Below are 18,763 nucleotides of genomic sequence, written 5' to 3'. Positions count from 1 at the left end.
AAACCTTACCATTGACAGATTCTCGATTATTCCAAACAATCAATTTATCATAACTATCAATAATATTGCGCAAAAATTACAAATTTGCAAAGCTTACGCGCATTTAGCCAATTCGCGCTAGGATCAGTTATTATTGAGTTAATGTAATGCGCATGAAAATAAATAATGAAATTAAACACCAAGCACACAGCAGTACTACCAATCAGCGTATAACCACACTGGCGGCCGATTGGACTATTATTTTACTCACATCCTGAGATAAGTTATGCGCGTTCTAGTTGTGGAAGACGAAACCAAAAACGTAGAATACCTTCAGCAGGGCCTTTCTGAAAGCGGGTACATCGTAAATATAGCAAACAATGGTGTTGATGCCGCTCACTTATTCAATACTAATATTTATTCGTTTCTGCTTCTCGATGTGAACCTCCCTGACATCAATGGCTTGGACCTTTTGGAAGTCATTAGAGAAACCAGCCGGGTCCGCGTCATTATGCTGACTGCCTGGGGACGAACCAACGACAAGCTCAAGGGTTTGGACGGTGGCGCAGATGACTACCTCGTCAAGCCCTTCGAGTTTCCCGAGCTGCTTGCTCGCATGCGCTCGCTGCAAAGACGTGGCGACGAGCTTTTTGAGAAAAACGCGCTGAGAATTTCGGATGTAGAGCTCGACTCTGTGCGCCATCGGGTGTTCCGTGGATCTACACGCATAGACCTCAACACCAAGAAATTTGCTCTCCTGCACCTTCTCATTAGTCGAGCTGGCAAAGCACTTACACGCTCTCAGAGCATCTGGCTGATATGGGACATGAACTTTGACTGCGATAATAACGTTATTGACGTCTCTATCCGGCGATTACGCTCGAAGATCGATGATCCATTTGAGACCAAGCTCATACATAAACTTCGAGGCATAGGGTACGTTCTGGAGGAGCGCGCATGAGGCCGTTCAGTCTGGCTGTGAAGCTGGGATTCAAAGTCGGTTTGATGAGCGCAGCGCTGCTCCTCCTTTTCGCCACCTTTGGGTATGTGATGGTGAGCCAAGCTCTCGAGAGAAACTCCCGAATGGACCTCGAAGTGAAAATGGCGGGTATGACTCACAACCTATCCGCTATCACTAGTATCGCTGATGTCAATCCAGACGCGCACCAGCTAGTTGACTTGGTCATGGGGCACAATAATCTGTACGTCAGCATCTTTGAGTCAGGACAAACGCAAACTCCACTGCTCTCAATAGGTTCGAAGGCAGTCAACCTGGAAGTGCACAAGTTCAAGCCAACCGAGCAGGTTAAACAGCACGAGTGGCGTGACTCCACGGGTCGCCCGCTACTTAGCGCTTCGCGAGTAATGAATCTAGGCGATGGAACCGAAGTTAGTGTGTTCATGACCATGGACCAGTCAGCCAACCAAGCCCTGCTCGATGCATTGCTAACCTGGGCGCTGATGGTCTCGCCTCTTATTCTCTTGCTGATCTTGGCCATTGGATGGTGGACTGTGCGCAGAGGACTACTGCCTCTGACCAAGTTCTTGAGGATTGCCTCGAAAATTTCCACCGAGAGCCTTGATCATCGCCTACCAACGAAGGGGATGCCGGCAGAACTGAAGAAGCTCGGCGATGGAATCAATATCATGCTGATGCGTCTAGATGATGGGGTTCAGCAGCTATCGCAGTTCTCGGACGATCTTGCTCACGAACTGCGTGCACCTTTGTCCAATCTCATGGGTAAGGCTCAGGTTGCGCTGACCCGGGAAAGGTCTCTTCCTGAGTACCGAGAAGTCTTGGAGTCGTGCACGGAAGAGTTGGACCGCATGAGTCGAATGGTTTCCGACATGCTATTTCTAGCCCAGGTCAGCCACCCCGCGTCAATGGTAGAATTCGAAAATGTCTGTTTGCTCGACGAAATTCAGCGGGTCTGCGACCTCTTCAGCATTACGGCCGAAGAAGGCGAAATACAACTCCAGCTCACAGGAAATGGCGTGGTGCGTGGCAATCAGATAATGATTCAACGAGCCATCTCGAACCTTGTCTCGAACGCGATTCGCTACTGCCCAAGAGGCCGGACGGTTTACGTGAAAGTTCAACGCGGTGCTAACGGAACTACCTTGAGTGTTGGTAACCCGGGGCGCGGAATCGCCAAGGAACACCAGGTGCATTTGTTCGAGCGGTTCTACCGTGTAGACAAAAGCCGAGCACGAAATGAAGGTGGTACGGGTCTGGGCCTAGCTATAGTACAGTCAATTATGGGATTGCATCAGGGTTCTGCGAGCGTAGAAGTGACTGATCAGAATTTTACCTGGTTTCACCTCAACTTTCCCGACACCCAAATGAAGCAAACGCAAATGGGCGCAGCCTAGGTCCCGTATATGGAGGGGGCCGATTTTAGAAGAGCTCTCTTTTTTACTTGAAAGCTTTAATGCCTGAGGGCTGCCGTATTGTTTTGGTCTTTAGCTCGACGTCTAGAGGGGAAGGCAGCCCTACCCGAAAATATGGCGAGCAGCCACATATAACGCGACCTTATCGGCACGCGCCTTAAACTCTTTCACGCCCCTCTGAGTGAACCACAGACGGAGTCAAAAAAATTCGACAGCCAGTTTGACTAACCGCCAACGGCGCCGCATTTGAGATGCCAGCTAATCTAGCCGTTAGCTTCGATGCGTAAACAAAAATATCCAATCGCTGCTACACAGTCTTTAGATCGTTTATGGCTAGCTTCCACTAGTGGCAAAAAATCCAAAAACATCAATGGCTTAGATATCACATTAAAGGTTATGAAAGAAAAATAGCCTGCTTCGGAGCTTTCACAAACACAAAATTTATACCGTTTCACCAAACGCATAAATTACGAAATTGTAATGATTCCCTCACCCTGCTGTTAGCTTCAAAATCCTAAACTATCAAACCACAAAGGCTGCTAGTTAAGCAGACCTAGTAAACATCGAGGGCACAATGAAATTCATAAAACTCCTCTCTATTGGTATCGTACTGACTGGATTTATGAGTTCCGCTTTTGCTGAAGACGGTTTCGAGCGAACCAAAAATTTCAAAGATAACTTCCGAGCCGAGCAAGCTCGTCTATGGGGTCCTGATGTATCGGAGAAAAGTAAGCAGAAAATTGCTCAAGAAAAACAGAAAGAACCTAAGGGCATTAGCAGCAAGTCGACAACTAAGAGACAGTAAAAAACAATTAACACGATCAAAGCCATCGACAAAAAGCCAGATTAATATCTGGCTTTTTAGCAACCTCTCCCTAATTGTACTTATTAAATAATTTTTCAGCATCAAAGATAAATCCTGAGATGGATTATTCACTTTAAACTGAAAAGCAGCTAGAAATTTAAATACTCTCTTCGCCGGGCTCTTACTTTCAACGGGAGCCAGTAGCACTATCTCCTAGAATATTTTCACCATCCTGTGCAGTGTCCTTCCAGCGGCATAGAAGCAGTTGGCTCGCGTTCGTTTCAGTGATTATTTTGCAACCAACGTCTACAGGTAGATCAGAATCGCTGTCGCGCAAACGCCTGGAAAGGTAGAACGATCTGTCGCGAGGCCACTTGTCAGGATCTTTGATGCTTTTGGACATTCCCCGGCTATAAAACTCCGACGAATACGAGCGGCGGCCAGGATAAATCAGGGGGCCCGATTGAGACGACTGCACATCCAGCCAGGCCTGCACTAAATCTCGCTGGTTCTGAGGACGATCCTCAAGCACACCGTTATAGATAATACCGGCGCCCGCGACTGGCAGCATCAGAGCGCTCGCTGCAGCAGCCCAAGCAGTCTTTCTGCCCACTTCGCTGATACATTCGGCAAGGAGTAGCGTCCATGCAGGCAGAGCAGGAAGAAGATAGGTCCAGAGAATGTTACCAGAGAAAGTAAAGAAAACAGGTGTCGCCAATGCCCAAAGCCAAAGGTATACATCGAAGCGCTGCATCGTCCCACGCCTGCTAATAACGAGGGGTAGAAAGAAAGTCCAAGGAAGCAACGCTAAGCCAAGCTGAATCCATATGGTGCCGTAGGGCTTGGCGTGAGCACTCCCGTAGAGATCCCCGGCCCAATCACTTACAACATATCGGCTCCAGTGCTCGCCGACAAAAAAATACTCAAGGAAACCCGGCGTCTTCATTTCGGCTGCAATGTACCAAGGCACTGATATACCTAACATGAGAGCAATCCCCGTTACCCAAGGAAGCCTCAATACCCGATTCCATTGCTTGTAGATGACGATCCAAAAAAATGCTGGCGCGCCCATCAGTACCAAGGTCAGTGGCCCTTTAGCAAGCAGGCCCAAGCCGAGAGCTAAGAACATAAGGTAGGCATCCCCTTTGCCTGCGCACTTCATCCAACGCCAGAAACCATAGCTGGCCAACAGGATCGAGAACGATAAAACGGGGTCAGTCAGCACAACACCACTGGACACCAAGCCCAGCGCCGTGCCGGAAAAGATGATGGCTGCCCAAATGCCCGCCTTGCGCGATACCTCCTGTGTCGCGAGCCTGATGATGATGAAGCAGCTTGCCAAGTGGAGAAACCAGGCTGGGAATCGAGCAGCAAACTCATTGGTGCCGAATACCGTCATGCTCGCCGCTTGGGTCCAGAAAGACAGCGGTGGCTTGCCCCAAAATGGAACTCCGTAATCGAACATCGGAGTCACCCAGTCACTCAGTTCAACCATCTTGCGTGCCATTTCAGCGTAGCGTGCTTCAGAGGTATCCATCAGGGGATATACGCCCAGCCCCAGGAGACGCAAAAGCAGAATCGAACTCAGGATGAACCACAATGTTCGCTCGCTTTTCAAATTCAGCATTTCTTACCCTCGAGTGAGGAAGCCGGAGGATGAATAGTCATGGGTCGCGCTTCATTATTACTATTTAGAAAATAAAGGGGGCGGCGTTTGACCTCCGCGAGCGTTACGCCTACGTACTCGCCCACCAGTGCAACACCCACGCACATGAATGAAGCAATTCCGACAAGCAGGTGATGGATGTCAAAGGAGCCTGCTACCAGTACTGCGAGCAGGTAGCAGATGCTGGAGACAAAGAAACTGAAGCTAATGAGACTGAATATACGAAGCGGCTTGCGGGAGAAGCTGAGAATACTTTCGATGGCTAGGTCCAGCAGGCTAGCGGCGTTCCACTTGGTATTGCCGGCATGACGGGAAGTGCGATTGTAGGGTAACTCAATGGTGCGAAAGCCTACCCAGCCGATCAAACCCTTAAGAATTCTGGAGCGTTCGTCCAGCGCTCTTAAGGCGGCCAATGGAGCAGGACCAATCAGACGGAAGTCACTGACATCCACCGGAAGATCAACTTTCTCCACCAGGCGCTGCATGATCCAGTAATAGCTACGTGCACTCGTGCGTTTTAGCCAGGAGTCGCCAGTTCGCAAGTCGCGTTGCATGTTCACAACGTCGTAACCCATCTGCCAATGATATACCATACTCGAGATGAGTTCAGGTGGATCCTGAAGGTCGACATCAATGAAGATCAATGCGCTACCGCGTGCATGGTCGATCCCTGCACTTAACGCAGCCTCTTTTCCGAAGTTCCGACTTAGGAACAGGCATCGTACATTTGATCCATCTTGATAGTGTCGAAGTAGGTCTGCAGTTTGATCGCTACTACCATCGTCGACATAGAGAATCTCGCACGAAACAGGCAGGCGCTTTACAACTCTGGTGATGCGCTTGTGAAATTCCGGAATGGTTTGCTCTTCTTGAAAGCAAGGAACCACTATTGTTAACAAGGGGTCAGCGCGTTCGGAAAGCCGATGTGATGTCCGCATGATTGAATGTCCAGAAACGATGCGCAGTGAATCCGAGCGCAGTTAGGGTTAAAGTCACTAAAATCTGAGAGACAAGCGGTGAGAGATTGAATTTAATCAGAACCCACATACCTACACCATTACCGATATTAGTTGCCAACGAGACAAGTACAAACCTGATAGGTTGAAGCTTATAAATTCCCGTCGCCACGAAACTGAGCCTTCTATTACCAATATAGCTAATAATAGCACCTATCACGCCTCCGCCAACGCTGGCTAACACTGGATCAGTAACTCCATTTACAATAAGCAGGAGAAATACAAAATAGTGCCCCCCGGTTGCTACGAATCCAATGCCTAGATAACGAATAAGCAAAGCTATGATCGACATGCTTGTATTTTCCATCTACAAAGACTAAACAACCCGAAGTGAAAAAAAAGTGAACTGCATGTAATTTCAGAACTAAATGATGCAGCACCTCGACAATAGCTGTGCCACCCAACAAACACCAAAAAACCCTAATAATAAACTGAACAAATAACTCTAGCATGATCCAGAGATTACAATTCTGATAAGAGCATATACATGATGGCACTTTAGATCTTGGACAATTAAGCACTTTCTCAAAACATGAAAACCAGTAACGACACCAATAATTACACCAATTAAGTATCAACTTACCAACCAGTGATCCATTTTCTCACGAGCGCCCATCAGTTTAAACAAGAAGCAACCTGCTAAACGTACGTGTCGTCGAGCTAAGCCCATATATTCAGTGTTTATTTTTGGTTGGGTAGCAAGCTAGTACGACCCAGAACTTGCTGCCACACCATCGACTTTCGTTTTTCGTTCAAAGCCTGAGGACTCACCTAAAGCAATTATCCGGAGTTAAGTCTTTAAGTAAGCCTAAGCCCCGAGCCAATTATAAACTTTCCAATAAACACCCTTATCAAGCCGCACTTCGACTGAGTCAGTGCTCATGCTTTGCCTGGATGTCACAGAAATCAGTTTTTTTCAAAATTCGCTGCTTCTGAGTGCAAATTCGCCGGCCTAAATTTTTTAGCTGGACTTGACTTACTTTTGGGGAGGGGGGCAAGGACTGACAATCTTTGGTTAAAACATGTCAAGGACCATAGAAAACGCCAGGCATCGCCTGGCGTTTTTCTATGGCCTCTAAAAATCCTATCGATGCATTCAATTTTTGTTGTTGACACATTGGGAAAACAAAGAATAACGAATCGTATTAAGCTCACCCCGCGAGTCTTCGTAGGTCATCAACCGTTGATACACCTCGCAAGTACGGGGATCCTGGGACTGACGCACAAATTTTGCAACATCAATCTTCATTCCATACTTGTAGTCCTGAATCTCTGGTATTGGCTTATTATTTTTCGCCGCATAGCTAGCCACGGCGTTCTGATGTTCCTGAATATATTGCAACTGCTTCTTTTCGGAAAACGTAGTAGCTTGTGAAACTATAGGCAAAACAGCTAGGGCTGCCGCAATGATAAGCTTTTTCATAAGGTCCTCTCAATATCAATCTTATTGGGAGTAACCTTATCAACTCACAGGCATCACCGGCATGACGGTAAACTTACAATTTTGAAAGGTGACAACAATATCCAGAATGAAAAGCCCACAACGTTGCTGTGGGCTTCTGTTATGGGCTATCAGCTACCCGCTTCATCACCATCATCATCTTTGCGGTGTGCCCATTGATACAGAGCAGGAAGCACCAACAGAGTAAGCACGGTAGACGAAAGAATCCCGCCAATCACCACTGTCGCCAGTGGCCGCTGAACTTCAGCACCGGTACCTGTTGCGAGAGCCATCGGGATAAATCCGAGGGATGCGACTAGGGCTGTCATCAGAACGGGCCTTAACCGTGTCAACGCGCCTTCATCTACCGCTTGCCGGAGGGTACGTCCTTCCTCCCGCAGCCCGCGGATAAAAGAAATCATAACCAGGCCGTTTAGAACTGCCACACCGGACAGCGCAATGAAGCCAACTCCCGCCGAGATAGACAGCGGGATATCCCGCAACCACAGTGCAACTACACCGCCGGTGAGTGCGAATGGAATTCCGGTGAAGACCAGCATGCCATCCTTCAAGTTGTTGAACATCAGGAACAGCAGTGTCATGACCAGAAGCAATGCGACTGGAACAACGATCTGCAGACGCTTGGCTGCTGATTGCAACTGCTCAAACTGGCCACCCCAGGTAGTCCAGTAGCCTGCTGGGATCTGCACAGTAGCCAGCGACTTAGTCGCTTCTTCAACGAACGAGCCTAGGTCACGGCCTCGAACGTTTGCACTAACTACTACCAGCCGTTTCCCATTTTCGCGGCTGATCTGGTTCGGGCCCAACTGCAAGTCAAGATTAGCGACTTGGGACAGAGGAATGAACCCTATCTGATTAGCATCCTGAGCAACATTAGCAGGCACAGGAATCAGCAAGCTGGACATACCCGCTACGTCAGTGCGCACGGTCTCAGGCAGTCGCACCACCATATCGAACCGACGATCGCCCTCATACAATGTACCTGCCTGGCGGCCACCCACAGCAATAGCAATTGAGTTTTGCACATCCGCGATGTTCAAACCGTAGCGTGCTGCTTTTTCGCGGTCGATGTTGATGGTTAACACAGGAAGGCCGGAAGTCTGCTCAACCTTGACCTCCGATGAGCCCGGTACCGCTTTAAGCGATGCCGCGATTTTGTTGGCGGTGCTGTTGAGCGCGTCCATGTCATCGCCAAAAACTTTCACCGCAACGTCACTACGCACGCCCGAAATCAGCTCGTTGAAACGCAACTGGATCGGCTGGGACAACTCATAGTTGCTTCCCGGGACACCTGCTGCGGCTTTCTGCACCTCAGCGATCAGCTCATCACGAGGCTTATTGGGATTTGGCCACTGATCCTGAGGCTTAAGCATTATGTAGGCGTCAGAGGCGTTAGGCGGCATTGGATCAGATGCGATTTCTGCAGTACCCGAGCGTGCGAACATCCGCTCTACTTCTGGGACCTGCGCTATTACCGCTTTCTCCAGGCGCTGTTGCATCTCGACGGACTGAGTAAGGCTCGTTCCGGGCACTCGCATAGCCTGCATCGCAAAGTCGCCCTCACTAAGGCTGGGAATGAACTCGCTACCCATACGACTTGCAAGTATACCGCTAAGTACGACCAGAGCTACTGCAGCCGAGAACGCAATGTTCCGGTGCCCAAGAACCCATTGCAGTATCGGCTCATAGCGCTGTCGGGCGGTGCGCATTACCACGCCCTCCTCTTCCTTGACCTTGCCAGTGATGAACATGGCGATAGCAGCAGGAACAAAGGTTACGGAAAGAATCATTGCCCCCAGCAGCGCCATTACGACAGTGAATGCCATGGGGTGGAACATTTTTCCTTCGACGCCGGTTAGGGCGAAGATCGGCAGATACACTACCATGATGATCAACTGGCCAAATATCAGTGGCCGGCGAGCTTCACCTGCAGCGGCAAAGACTTCATGGAAGCGTTCTGCTTTGGTGAGTATGCGACCATGCTTGTGTTGCGCATGAGCCAGTCGGCGGATCGCGTTTTCTACTATAACCACGGCACCATCTACAATAATGCCAAAGTCGAGTGCTCCCAAACTCATTAGGTTTGCACTAACCTTGTTGTTGAACATACCTGTGAAGGTAAATAGCATGGACAGCGGGATCACCATTGCGGTGATCAGTGCTGCGCGGATGTTGCCGAGGAACAGGAAGAGAATAGCAATTACCAGAATCGCGCCTTCCACCAAGTTCTTCTTCACCGTCGCAATGGCTTTTTCAACCAAGTTGGTACGGTCATAAACGGTCACAGCAACCACGCCCTTCGGCAGGGTGCGGTTGATGTCGGTCAATTTGGTGGCCACAGCTTGGGACACTGTACGACTATTTTCACCAATCAGCATAAATACGGTACCGAGTACTACTTCGCGACCATTCTCAGTAGCAGCCCCCGTTCGCAGTTCTTTACCGATGCTGACTTCAGCAACGTTGCTGATGCGAATCGGCGTGCCATCTACACTGGTAATTACGATGTTGGCAATATCTTCGATATTGCTTACCTGACCCGGCGCACGAATGAGCAACTGCTCACCATTACGCTCGATGTAACCGGCGCCCACGTTGGCGTTGTTGCTTTCCAATGCAACTACCAGGTCATTAAGTGTCAGCTTGTAGGTAGCCAACCGCTTCGGGTCCGGCGCAATCAGAAACTGCTTGGCGAAGCCACCGATGGTGTTGATCTCGGCAACACCAGGGACGTTGCGCAGCTGCGGCTTGATAATCCAATCCTGGATCACTCGCAGGTCGGTGGGAGTGTAAGGAGTACCATCTTCTTTGAGTGCGCCATCTTCCGCTTCAACGGTCCACAGGAAGATTTCACCAAGCCCGGTGGATACAGGCCCCATGACGGCCTCGACCCCATCTGGCAACTGTTCCTTTGCAACCTGCAAACGCTCGTTAATGAGTTGGCGGGCAAAAAAGATGTCAGTACCGTCTTTGAAGATCACGGTGACCTGTGACAAGCCGGAGCGAGATAGGGATCGGGTTTGCTGAAGGCCCGGAAGACCGGCCATGGCCGTTTCAACTGGAAACGTGATCCGCTGTTCGGTTTCCAACGGCGAGTAACCAGGGGCGCCAGTGTTAATCTGCACCTGGACGTTTGTGATATCAGGCACCGCATCAATGGGCAGTTTTTGGTAGCTGTAGATACCTATACCGGCCATGATTAGAACTGCGATCATTACTACGATGCGCTGCTCAATGGCGAATCTGATGATACGTTCAAACATAAGAAATCATCCTGTAAATTCGCATCAGTGGCCATGCTCGGCAGACGCTTTGCCAAGCTCAGACTTGAGCGTGAAGCTGCCACTGGTTGCCACTTGGGCACCCGATTGGAGGCCTTCGGTTATTTCCACATAGCCACCGGCACGGCGACCTAGAGTTACCCTGCGAGTGTCGAAGCCCTCAGTGGTCCTCACGAAAACTGCAGTTTTTTCCTCGACGGTCTGCACCGCTGACTCTGGAACAGCTACAGCAACTTGATCAGTTTGTGACGTGACTGCGATGCTCACGAACAGCCCCGGTCGCCAGGCCCCATTGGGATTGGTCAGAGTGACACGGACGGGCGCTGCACGATTCTGCTCGCCCAAAAGGCTGCCTACGTAACCCACCTTGCCCTCGACCTCAGCCTTCATGTCAGGAGAAGAAACCTTTACCGAGCGGCCAGTCACGACCTTTCCGAGATCGCCAGGAGGAACCGCGAAAGTTGCCCACACCTGATTAAGATCGGACAGGATGAAAGCATTGGTTGCCTCGCTGACCACCTCACCGACGGTCAGGTGCTTTTCCACTACAACTGCGTCGAAAGGCGCACGCAGTTCATAGCGGTTACCGCCTGCAGAATTGACCGAAGCGCCGATTGCTCCGACCTTTTGCTTAGCGTTGGCCAGTGATATTTCAGCTTCTTGCAAAGCTTGTCGCGCCTGAAGGTAATCTTGCTCGGCGGAGATTTTGTCCTGCCACAACTGCTTCTCGCGGTCAAAAGTCAAGCGTGCCAACTCAACACGTCGCTGTGCAGCTTGTTGCTCACTGCGCATATCCGAGATCTGTTGACTGGCAATCACCGCAAGGACTTGGCCCTTCTTGACCGACTCGCCCAGGTTCGCCTGAACGCTTTCAACAACTCCAGGAACGCGAGGTACCACATGTGCGGTGTGGTCCTCATCAAACCGTATTTCGCCAGGAAAAGTCACAATAGTGCTAATCTCACGGGGAGCAGCTGCTTCCAGAACGACGCCCGCAGCCTCAATCTGCTCGGCGCTAAGCGTCATCTTGCCCTCTTCCTCATTGGCATTTTCGCTGTGGCCTTCCTCACCGTGACCTTCATCCCCCCCGTCTTTAGCAGGTGCTACAGCAGTTCTCTCATGGCCATCTTCAGTGCCATGTTCGGCCTTACTGACTGGAGGCTGCTCGGAACTGGAGTTCCAGGCGAAACTGCCAAATCCGAGGACTGCCACAGCGATTACCGCGAGCGCGATCTTGCGTTTGTTATCCATTGCTACTCCTGCTGATCTTAGGTACCGGCTTATTCAAAGACGCATACAAGGAAAATGCCTGGCCTGTTCAGCGCGTATTGGCAGTCAAGCCGACGTCGCCATACACCCTTTCCACTTGAGCACGCGCATTGGTCGCAGCCGCCAAAGAGTCGAGGTACTGGCCACGAGCAACTATCAAGGTGCGCTGAGCATCCAGCACTTCGATGAAACCGAATTTGCCCATCTCAAATCCACGAGTTGCGGTATCCACGGCCTGTTGAGCTGAAGGCAGGATCGTCTTGTCATAGGACTCGACCTCCTGCATGGCGGTAGCCCACTGATTCACTGCGGTTTGAGTTTCGGAACGTAGCCTGAGCTCAACAGCGTTTCGCTGGTCTCGGGCCTGATCTGCGCGGCGAGAAGCGGAAAGAATGTTGCCCTGATTGCGATCAAACAGCGGTAAAGGCATCGACAGCCCCACGACATTGACCCTCTCGCGAATAGAGCGGTCGTATTGGCTACCAACACTCACCGTGAGATTCGGGATGCGCTGCGCCTTTTCCGCGCCTAGTGAGGCATCGCTCTTATCTATTTGAGCAAGCGCTTGACGCATATCTGCGGTTTGATCGAGCTTCGCCAGTAATTCTGTAGCTTGCGGCGGCTTGCCGGGAGATAGGTCTGGCGAGTCAAGACGATCAAATGCAGTGACCGAACTGCCTATTAACTGGGCCAATTGCTGGTAAGCCGTTGACTTCAAGGTTTCAGCGCGCCTTACCTGTAACTTGGCTTCAGCCAGTTGCACCTGAGCGCGCGTGGCTTCCACCGGCGAGGACTTACCGGCACGCACCCGTCCATCGACGATGCGCAGACCGCGTTCGGTGAGCTCCAATGATTGTTTTGCCAGATTCAAGCCGGTCTGAGCTCTCAAAGCAGCGTAGTAAGATTGAACAACATCTGCACGAAGGCTATTGACTCGACGGTCCAGCTCTAACTGCGCGACGCTTTGACCGTAGGTTGCAACCTCGACACGAGCACGTCGCTTGCCACCCAACTCTAACGGCTGACTAAGCGCGACAGTCGTCGTGCTGGTATTACGACGGGTGTCTTCTACTTGATAAGAAATTTCAGGATTGGGGATGAGTCCAGCCTGCTTGCGCACTCCTTCAGAGATTCCGATCTCTTGACGTGCTGCTGCAAGATCGGGGTTAGCGTCTATTGCCGTCGAAAGCGCTTCAGCCAGACTGAGACTCTGGGCAAATGCGGCAGGCACCCACAATCCAGACAAGACCATACAGAACACAAAGACTTTCAAAGGAAAGATGGGGGTTTTAGATAAAGCAATGTGATTATACCAGGGCACTTTGATAGTCCTCATGCACAAACTTTGATAAAGCTTGGCGAGAACGCCTAAACAGCTGCCAAGCTCCTCTGGATCAGGTGATGGCACTCTAATCAGCGATCACTATCAGAGGGGTGGCTATAAAATTACAATTTCGTTAGAAACCCTGGGGGGATAGTCGAAATAGAAAGCTTTCAGGCGAAACGCAGGGATTTAGTGAAAAAGATTCTGGAAGCCCTGCAACGGTGGAAATACCTGATAACAGAATTGTAATCACCCCGTCACCGACTCGTTATCTTTGATCTGCAAATATGACCCAGGCGCTATTCTAAGTGCTCCACCGGGCCAAAACAACAGACTATACCCGCGTAGGTAAATCATAATAAAAACTGCCGTAATCAAAGGAGCATCGCATGAGACACAAAGTAACTTTGTATTTGGCTGCGGTTTCAGCTTTTTCTGGAAGCTATGCCCTCACGGCACAAGCGGAAGGTAAACCAGAAGGTTTTATTGAAGGTAGCAGCCTTACTGTTCTAAACCGCAACTTCTATTTCAATCGTGATAATCGTGATGCATCTGCGCCGACTTTCAACAGCGGCAAAGGCAATACCAACGGTTATTCCGAAGCTTGGGCACATGCGATAATCACTAAATTCAACTCTGGTTTTACGCAGGGCACTGTGGGCTTTGGTATAGATGCGTTTGCAATGATTGGCATCAAGCTTGATACTGGTGGCGGGCGCAACGGTGGCCGTAGCAGCTTTGACGTGCTGCCTGTTAACGGTGACGGCGAAGCACGTGATGAATACACTAAGGTGGGTGGAGCAGCGAAGTTTCGGCTGTTTGATACTGTCGTAAAGGTTGGAGATGTTTTCCCCGCAACACCCGTCGTGGCATCGGGAGATTCTCGCTTACTCCCTGAAAGTTTCCGCGGCGTGACGGTCGAAAATAGTAGCATTCAAGGCCTAACCTTGCAGGGTGGTCGACTGCATGCGATGAGCCAGCCTGGTTCCAGCAACTTGAACGATAACTTTGCCACATTTTATGCCGGCCCGGTCAACTCGCCTTGGATTGGGTACGGCGGCGGTGATTACCAAGTCAACGACAACATCACGGTGAGCCTTTACGCCAGCCAATTGAAGGATGTTTGGAATCAATACTATGCCGGTAGCAGCCTCACTTACCCACTCAGCGATGATTTGACGCTTATCGGCGGATTCAACTACTACAAAGCCGTAGATGAAGGCAAGAAGCGCCTGGGCGAATTCGACAACAATATATGGAGCGCCAAGCTCGGCGTCCGGTACGGTGCGCATACTCTTGCACTGTCTCATCAGCGAAACAATGGCGATGACGACTTCGACTACCTTCGTCAATCAGACTCAATCTTCGTTGACAACTCAATACAGTACAGCGACTTCAACTCACCGAAGGAACGCTCTTGGATGCTGCGCTACGACTTGAACATGACCAGCTACGGTATTCCGGGGCTATCGTTCATGACTCGTTATGCCAGAGGTTCTGGTGCAGACTATTCGAACGCCAATCAATTCTATATGCGCACTGATGGTAACGGCGATCCGCTCACGAATCAAAAACGTTGGGAGCGTGATATTGAAGTCAAATACGTCGTACAAACAGGTGCGGCGAAAGATCTTTCCTTGCGATTACGTCAAGCAAATACTCGTGCCACTGCATTCGAATCGGACTTGGATGAAGTACGCCTGATCGTTGAATATCCACTTTCGATACTGTGAGCCCTAAACAAGATCGATTTATTCATGTGACTCGCCTAAAACAAAAATAGCGAGCTTAAAGAATTCACCTTGAGTTGCTTAAATGCTCCTTTGGTAAAAGGTGAATATTTTGCGCCCCCCTGGGGCGCTTTTTTTTACCTAAAATTCGAGTAAATCTTCGAGTACGCGCACCGCGTCCCGATGGAGTTCATGACTGCACCAGTGACCGCCTTCTTCAGCATGAGAAAAATCGCCCTCATCTGCACGGAATAAAATGGCCATAATAAAAAAAACAACCCAACATTTCATAAGGTCAATTCAGCAGTAGAGAAATAACCCGCAACTGGTTGGTCCGAGCCACGATATAATATATCGCGATGTTATCAAGTGTATTGCTCACTGATTACAAGTACGTTATTTAGCCCCCACCCAAGTGGTTTTGAATTATCATTCCTGCCAATGATGACAGCGCATTCGCGTAGTTAAAACAGCTCAGTCATATCGAGACAAAATCCAATGCGAATTCTGGTAATTGAGGACGAAGTAAAAACTGCCGAATATGTGCGCCAAGGCCTTACGGAGAGCGGTTATATCGTGGATTGCGTACATACCGGATACGACGGGCTTTTTCTGGCCAAACAACATATGTACGAGTTAATCATCCTAGATATCAACCTGCCGGAGATGGATGGGTGGCAGGTACTTGAATTGTTGCGAAGAAACAATTGTCTTTGTAGAATTATGATGCTTACTGCTCGAAGTCGCTTGGTTGATAAAATCAGAGGACTAGAGAATGGTGCAGATGATTACCTAATTAAGCCTTTTGAATTCCCGGAACTGCTTGCTCGAGTTCGCGCACTGATGCGCAGGTCTGATAATCCAGCATCTGTTGAGATCATTCGCGTAGCCGATCTGGAGCTGGATCAAAGCCGTCATAGGGCGTTTAGAGACGGTCAGCGTATCGACTTAACAACGAAGGAATTCGCACTTCTGCACTATTTAATGAGAAATACGGGAATTGTCCTGAGTCGTACACAGATCATATCTCAGGTATGGGACATGAATTTCGACTGCGATACAAATGTTGTAGAAGTTTCAATTAGAAGATTAAGAGCCAAGATGGATGATCCTTTTGAAAACAAACTGATACATACACTCAGAGGCGTAGGATATGTTCTAGAAAAACGCTAGCGTGCTGTTCTTGAAGCAATCACATACGCTCCTGTGATTTCGCCGACTCACGGGCACTTCAGGTTTCATCCAAGTTTGTCTTTCACTTGGCGCTTCTGGCCTACCGCGTCGGATATACATTTCGGCGCGCAAAAAACTTGCTAATCGAAGCTTTCAACTCGCCTACCGGTCCAAAACCGTGGTGCGAAAAAACACCATACCCCCCCGAAACAGCGCTCGATAATGCTTATCCACAAGCTGGATTTCAGTGTCCAATGTATGTGGAAGCGTTCAGACCCGCTTTCACTTTAGGTATTTGTGAGTAACGTAGTTGCCGATGATAAAGTGTAGTTCAAGGAACGTGGATTTTTATCAGTTGATACTCTCATAATCTGGTGAGACGAACTACGTGACGGTGCCACGGCGCACATATCCATGTAGTTGCGTGTGGATATGATAAATCTACCGGGGCATGAAGCCTAAGCATGCCATGGAGTGGACAATACGGTCGTGACTTAAAGGTCGCATACTCTATGATCTCTGAAGGCGAGCAAGTGAATCACTCCGGCTCTCTAGATACCTTGCAAGCTCATTGCATAACGCTTTTAAACTCTACAGTGAAAGCTACATATTGAAACGATTACGGCGTTTTGCGTTGATGGTTGACGATATTCGACACCTCCCCTTGCCGTCGGGTTAAGCCGTCACACTTGCTCAATCGTCAGAACTTTTGCATTAGCTTGAGTATCGCCATAAGCGTCCGGGCATCACGCCTTGCGTGATTAAAAAGATTGCGGCAGCAACTGATCGATTTCACTCGCCCGCTGCGTCGGCAGCCGCGTGAGAGCATCCTTCAGATATGCATACGGATCATGACCATTCAGGCGCGCAGACTGGATCAGACTCATGATCGCTGCCGCACGTTTTCCGCTGCGTAAGGCCCCTGCAAAGAGCCAGTTCTTGCGCCCAAGGCCCTATGATCGGATCTGGTTCTCTGCCCAGTTATTGTCTATGGGTACAGCCCCGTCATCGAGGTAGCGCGACAGCGCTGCCCAGCGTTCGAGACTGTAATCGAGTGCTCTGCTGATGGCTGAGACTTCAGGCACGAGGTCACGCTAGGCAATCAACCTGGCGTGCAGCATATTCATCACCCGTACAGCTTTTTCTTGCCGTATTCGGAGTCGTAAATCCGGCCCCAGATCGCGACTTCGCTTTCAATTTCGTACAACAACTGGATATAACGCAGAGCTTGCTCCGCAAGCGTGCTTTTATTCTTAGCGTGCAGCTCAAAGAAATTACGTTGCGCATGAGCCATTCACCCGATCTCGGTCACGTCTAGTTCGAAGCTGGCTTTGTAACCGACACAATCATCGCAGACCAGCTTGTCCTTCCAGTCATTCAGGAAGTTGCGAGCGTGTTCTCCGGCGCGGCTAGGGCTGAAGTCGTGAACCACCGCTGCCGCGTCCGAGAACTGGCTGGTGGCATAGGACCAAATATAAGAACTGTGGGTTTTCTTAGTTCCCGGCATGAGCATTTGCACAGGTGTCTCATCGGCTTGAATAATCTGCTGCCCGAGAACCACGTCGCGCAGCGCATCAACCAGCGGCTGGAACTGAACCCCAGTCACGGCCATCTGGCCACCGTCGGTGAGGCTATGCACGCTAACTCCTCCTCTCTTTCTCTTCGTTAAGTAGCATCAGCCATGAATTCATTCAAAAAGACCGTTCAAGTCATTGCACTCGTTGCAACGCTAAATGCAGCCTCATTGTTACAGGCAGCGTAATCAATTGCCGTCTACAAAGCCCCTAACTGTGGCTGCTGGACCAGGTGGATCGCTTATCTGAAGGAGTGGTCGACTATATGGAAAACAACATTAGCGATATGAACGAGAAGCTCGGCGTACCCGTAAATCTGGCGTCGTGCCACACGGGAGTTGTAAGTGGGAAATTCGTCGAAGGCCATGTTCCGGTCACACAAATTGCTGAACTAAGTCGACGAGCCAATCTGGACGGAATAGCTGCCTTCGGTATGCCCGTGGGATCGCTCGGAATGGAGTCAGGTGACCGACGCAGCGCCTACCCGGTAATTGGGATGAGCAAGTCAAGGGGAGAGACGGTTTTACAGGATTTTCGGGCCCGCTAGTGGCTGAGGAACCGCTCTACTAAACTGGTTGAATACCGGATACCGGGTTTCGAAAAAGCTACAGCCGGCTGATCAAATCTTCCGGCTGGAGTCTGATTAGCGGATCGCTGTATCCAAGCAAATATTAGTCGAAAATTTCCCGTAAAAACGATTTCTTATGATAAACCTGCTCTTCCTGATGCCTCGACTGATTCTGATGGCCGTTCTGATATCCGTCCCGCCAACCACCACCGTGACCAGGCTGCGGCGCGGAGTGGCCGTGCTTAGTGCCGCGTTTGTTGTCATGGTGGCCAGAAGACGGCTGGGCATACACAGGTTCAGACGGAGGTGTACCTTGCAGCGACTGAGATACGCTCTGTGGAAGAAAACGAGCTTCTTGTTCTTCCTGCTGGCTACGCTCGATGATCTTGTCGAGTTCTCCCCGGTCAAGCCAAACACCTCGACATTGCGGGCAATAGTCGATTTCAACGTTTTGACGTTCCGACATTACCAACAGTACTTCTTTGCAAACTGGGCAGTGCATGGTTCTCTCCTCCAGCGAATGAG

At 50.0% G+C, this 18,763-nt stretch carries 14 protein-coding genes and 1 pseudogene; 6 read left to right on the top strand and 9 right to left on the bottom strand.

What is annotated here, in order from left to right:
- Positions 1-265 precede the first annotated feature (265 nt).
- The 3 genes from AB9N64_RS22005 to AB9N64_RS21995 all read left to right on the top strand — a co-directional run bounded on the left by AB9N64_RS22005 (position 266) and on the right by AB9N64_RS21995 (position 3,175).
- Entirely contained in the window at positions 266-940 is a 675-nt protein-coding gene (locus AB9N64_RS22005; RefSeq protein ID WP_019818106.1) for a heavy metal response regulator transcription factor, read from the top strand.
- Positions 937-2,352: a heavy metal sensor histidine kinase gene (locus AB9N64_RS22000; RefSeq protein ID WP_019818107.1), complete on the top strand. Its 1,416-nt coding sequence runs from the start codon at positions 937-939 to the stop codon at positions 2,350-2,352. The genes AB9N64_RS22005 and AB9N64_RS22000 overlap by 4 nt, the downstream gene beginning before the upstream one ends.
- 592 nt (positions 2,353-2,944) lie before the next feature.
- On the top strand, positions 2,945-3,175 hold the full coding sequence (locus AB9N64_RS21995; protein ID WP_019818108.1) for a hypothetical protein: 231 nt from the start codon (positions 2,945-2,947) through the stop codon (positions 3,173-3,175).
- Between the two features lie 187 nt (positions 3,176-3,362).
- Here the strand turns inward: AB9N64_RS21995 and AB9N64_RS21990 are convergent, their stop codons facing one another.
- The 7 genes from AB9N64_RS21990 to AB9N64_RS21960 all read right to left on the bottom strand — a co-directional run bounded on the left by AB9N64_RS21990 (position 3,363) and on the right by AB9N64_RS21960 (position 13,190).
- The gene (locus AB9N64_RS21990) at positions 3,363-4,802 is read right to left on the bottom strand and encodes a glycosyltransferase family 39 protein (RefSeq protein ID WP_019818109.1); all 1,440 of its coding nucleotides are present in this window, start codon (positions 4,800-4,802) and stop codon (positions 3,363-3,365) included.
- The gene (locus tag AB9N64_RS21985) at positions 4,796-5,779 is read right to left on the bottom strand and encodes a glycosyltransferase family 2 protein (RefSeq protein ID WP_024073373.1); all 984 of its coding nucleotides are present in this window, start codon (positions 5,777-5,779) and stop codon (positions 4,796-4,798) included. The genes AB9N64_RS21990 and AB9N64_RS21985 overlap by 7 nt, the downstream gene beginning before the upstream one ends.
- Positions 5,745-6,164: a GtrA family protein gene (locus AB9N64_RS21980; RefSeq protein ID WP_024073372.1), complete on the bottom strand. Its 420-nt coding sequence runs from the start codon at positions 6,162-6,164 to the stop codon at positions 5,745-5,747. The genes AB9N64_RS21985 and AB9N64_RS21980 overlap by 35 nt, the downstream gene beginning before the upstream one ends.
- Positions 6,165-6,953: 789 nt before the next feature.
- Entirely contained in the window at positions 6,954-7,280 is a 327-nt protein-coding gene (locus tag AB9N64_RS21975; RefSeq protein ID WP_019818112.1) for a DUF2790 domain-containing protein, read from the bottom strand.
- Between the two features lie 149 nt (positions 7,281-7,429).
- Positions 7,430-10,582 carry a CusA/CzcA family heavy metal efflux RND transporter gene (locus tag AB9N64_RS21970; protein WP_024073371.1) on the bottom strand — a complete coding sequence of 1,051 codons (3,153 nt, stop codon included), beginning with the start codon at positions 10,580-10,582 and terminating at the stop codon, positions 7,430-7,432.
- A gap of 24 nt (positions 10,583-10,606) precedes the next feature.
- Positions 10,607-11,851 (bottom strand): efflux RND transporter periplasmic adaptor subunit, encoded by a 1,245-nt coding sequence (locus tag AB9N64_RS21965; RefSeq protein ID WP_024073370.1) that lies wholly within the window; start codon positions 11,849-11,851, stop codon positions 10,607-10,609.
- A gap of 67 nt (positions 11,852-11,918) precedes the next feature.
- Entirely contained in the window at positions 11,919-13,190 is a 1,272-nt protein-coding gene (locus AB9N64_RS21960) for a TolC family protein (protein WP_131672237.1), read from the bottom strand.
- Positions 13,191-13,582: 392 nt separating this feature from the next.
- On the opposite strand from AB9N64_RS21960, the gene AB9N64_RS21955 reads away from it, so the two are divergent.
- Both AB9N64_RS21955 and AB9N64_RS21950 read left to right on the top strand, forming a co-directional pair.
- Positions 13,583-14,926, top strand: coding sequence for an OprD family porin (locus tag AB9N64_RS21955; RefSeq protein WP_024073368.1), 1,344 nt, complete (start codon positions 13,583-13,585; stop codon positions 14,924-14,926).
- Between the two features lie 495 nt (positions 14,927-15,421).
- The gene (locus AB9N64_RS21950; RefSeq protein WP_019818115.1) at positions 15,422-16,096 is read left to right on the top strand and encodes a heavy metal response regulator transcription factor; all 675 of its coding nucleotides are present in this window, start codon (positions 15,422-15,424) and stop codon (positions 16,094-16,096) included.
- Between the two features lie 761 nt (positions 16,097-16,857).
- On the opposite strand, the pseudogene AB9N64_RS21945 reads toward AB9N64_RS21950, so the two are convergent.
- A pseudogene (locus tag AB9N64_RS21945) lies at positions 16,858-17,702 on the bottom strand (IS66 family transposase); the annotation flags it as partial.
- Positions 17,703-17,935: 233 nt separating this feature from the next.
- Between AB9N64_RS21945 and AB9N64_RS21940 the strand changes: the two are divergent.
- On the top strand, positions 17,936-18,217 hold the full coding sequence (locus tag AB9N64_RS21940; protein ID WP_181125140.1) for a DUF411 domain-containing protein: 282 nt from the start codon (positions 17,936-17,938) through the stop codon (positions 18,215-18,217).
- Between the two features lie 124 nt (positions 18,218-18,341).
- Here the strand turns inward: AB9N64_RS21940 and AB9N64_RS21935 are convergent, their stop codons facing one another.
- The gene (locus AB9N64_RS21935) at positions 18,342-18,740 is read right to left on the bottom strand and encodes a zf-TFIIB domain-containing protein (protein WP_073844972.1); all 399 of its coding nucleotides are present in this window, start codon (positions 18,738-18,740) and stop codon (positions 18,342-18,344) included.
- Between the last annotated feature and the right edge of the window lie 23 nt (positions 18,741-18,763).

It is taken from the genome of Pseudomonas sp. KT_2_4 (assembly GCF_041410225.1).
Lineage (GTDB): Bacteria > Pseudomonadota > Gammaproteobacteria > Pseudomonadales > Pseudomonadaceae > Aquipseudomonas > Aquipseudomonas paracarnis.
This window is presented reverse-complemented; position numbering and strand designations above follow the sequence as displayed.

What these genes read in the sequence shown, in the direction of transcription:
- AB9N64_RS22005 (WP_019818106.1), top strand. Translation starts at nt 266, where the DNA reads ATGCGCGTTCTAGTTGTGGAAGACGAAACCAAAAACGTAGAATACCTT.
- AB9N64_RS22000 (WP_019818107.1), top strand. Translation starts at nt 937, where the DNA reads ATGAGGCCGTTCAGTCTGGCTGTGAAGCTGGGATTCAAAGTCGGTTTG.
- AB9N64_RS21995 (WP_019818108.1), top strand. Translation starts at nt 2,945, where the DNA reads ATGAAATTCATAAAACTCCTCTCTATTGGTATCGTACTGACTGGATTT.
- AB9N64_RS21990 (WP_019818109.1), bottom strand. Translation starts at nt 4,802, where the DNA reads ATGCTGAATTTGAAAAGCGAGCGAACATTGTGGTTCATCCTGAGTTCG.
- AB9N64_RS21985 (WP_024073373.1), bottom strand. Translation starts at nt 5,779, where the DNA reads ATGCGGACATCACATCGGCTTTCCGAACGCGCTGACCCCTTGTTAACA.
- AB9N64_RS21980 (WP_024073372.1), bottom strand. Translation starts at nt 6,164, where the DNA reads ATGGAAAATACAAGCATGTCGATCATAGCTTTGCTTATTCGTTATCTA.
- AB9N64_RS21975 (WP_019818112.1), bottom strand. Translation starts at nt 7,280, where the DNA reads ATGAAAAAGCTTATCATTGCGGCAGCCCTAGCTGTTTTGCCTATAGTT.
- AB9N64_RS21970 (WP_024073371.1), bottom strand. Translation starts at nt 10,582, where the DNA reads ATGTTTGAACGTATCATCAGATTCGCCATTGAGCAGCGCATCGTAGTA.
- AB9N64_RS21965 (WP_024073370.1), bottom strand. Translation starts at nt 11,851, where the DNA reads ATGGATAACAAACGCAAGATCGCGCTCGCGGTAATCGCTGTGGCAGTC.
- AB9N64_RS21955 (WP_024073368.1), top strand. Translation starts at nt 13,583, where the DNA reads ATGAGACACAAAGTAACTTTGTATTTGGCTGCGGTTTCAGCTTTTTCT.
- AB9N64_RS21950 (WP_019818115.1), top strand. Translation starts at nt 15,422, where the DNA reads ATGCGAATTCTGGTAATTGAGGACGAAGTAAAAACTGCCGAATATGTG.
- AB9N64_RS21940 (WP_181125140.1), top strand. Translation starts at nt 17,936, where the DNA reads ATGGAAAACAACATTAGCGATATGAACGAGAAGCTCGGCGTACCCGTA.
- AB9N64_RS21935 (WP_073844972.1), bottom strand. Translation starts at nt 18,740, where the DNA reads ATGCACTGCCCAGTTTGCAAAGAAGTACTGTTGGTAATGTCGGAACGT.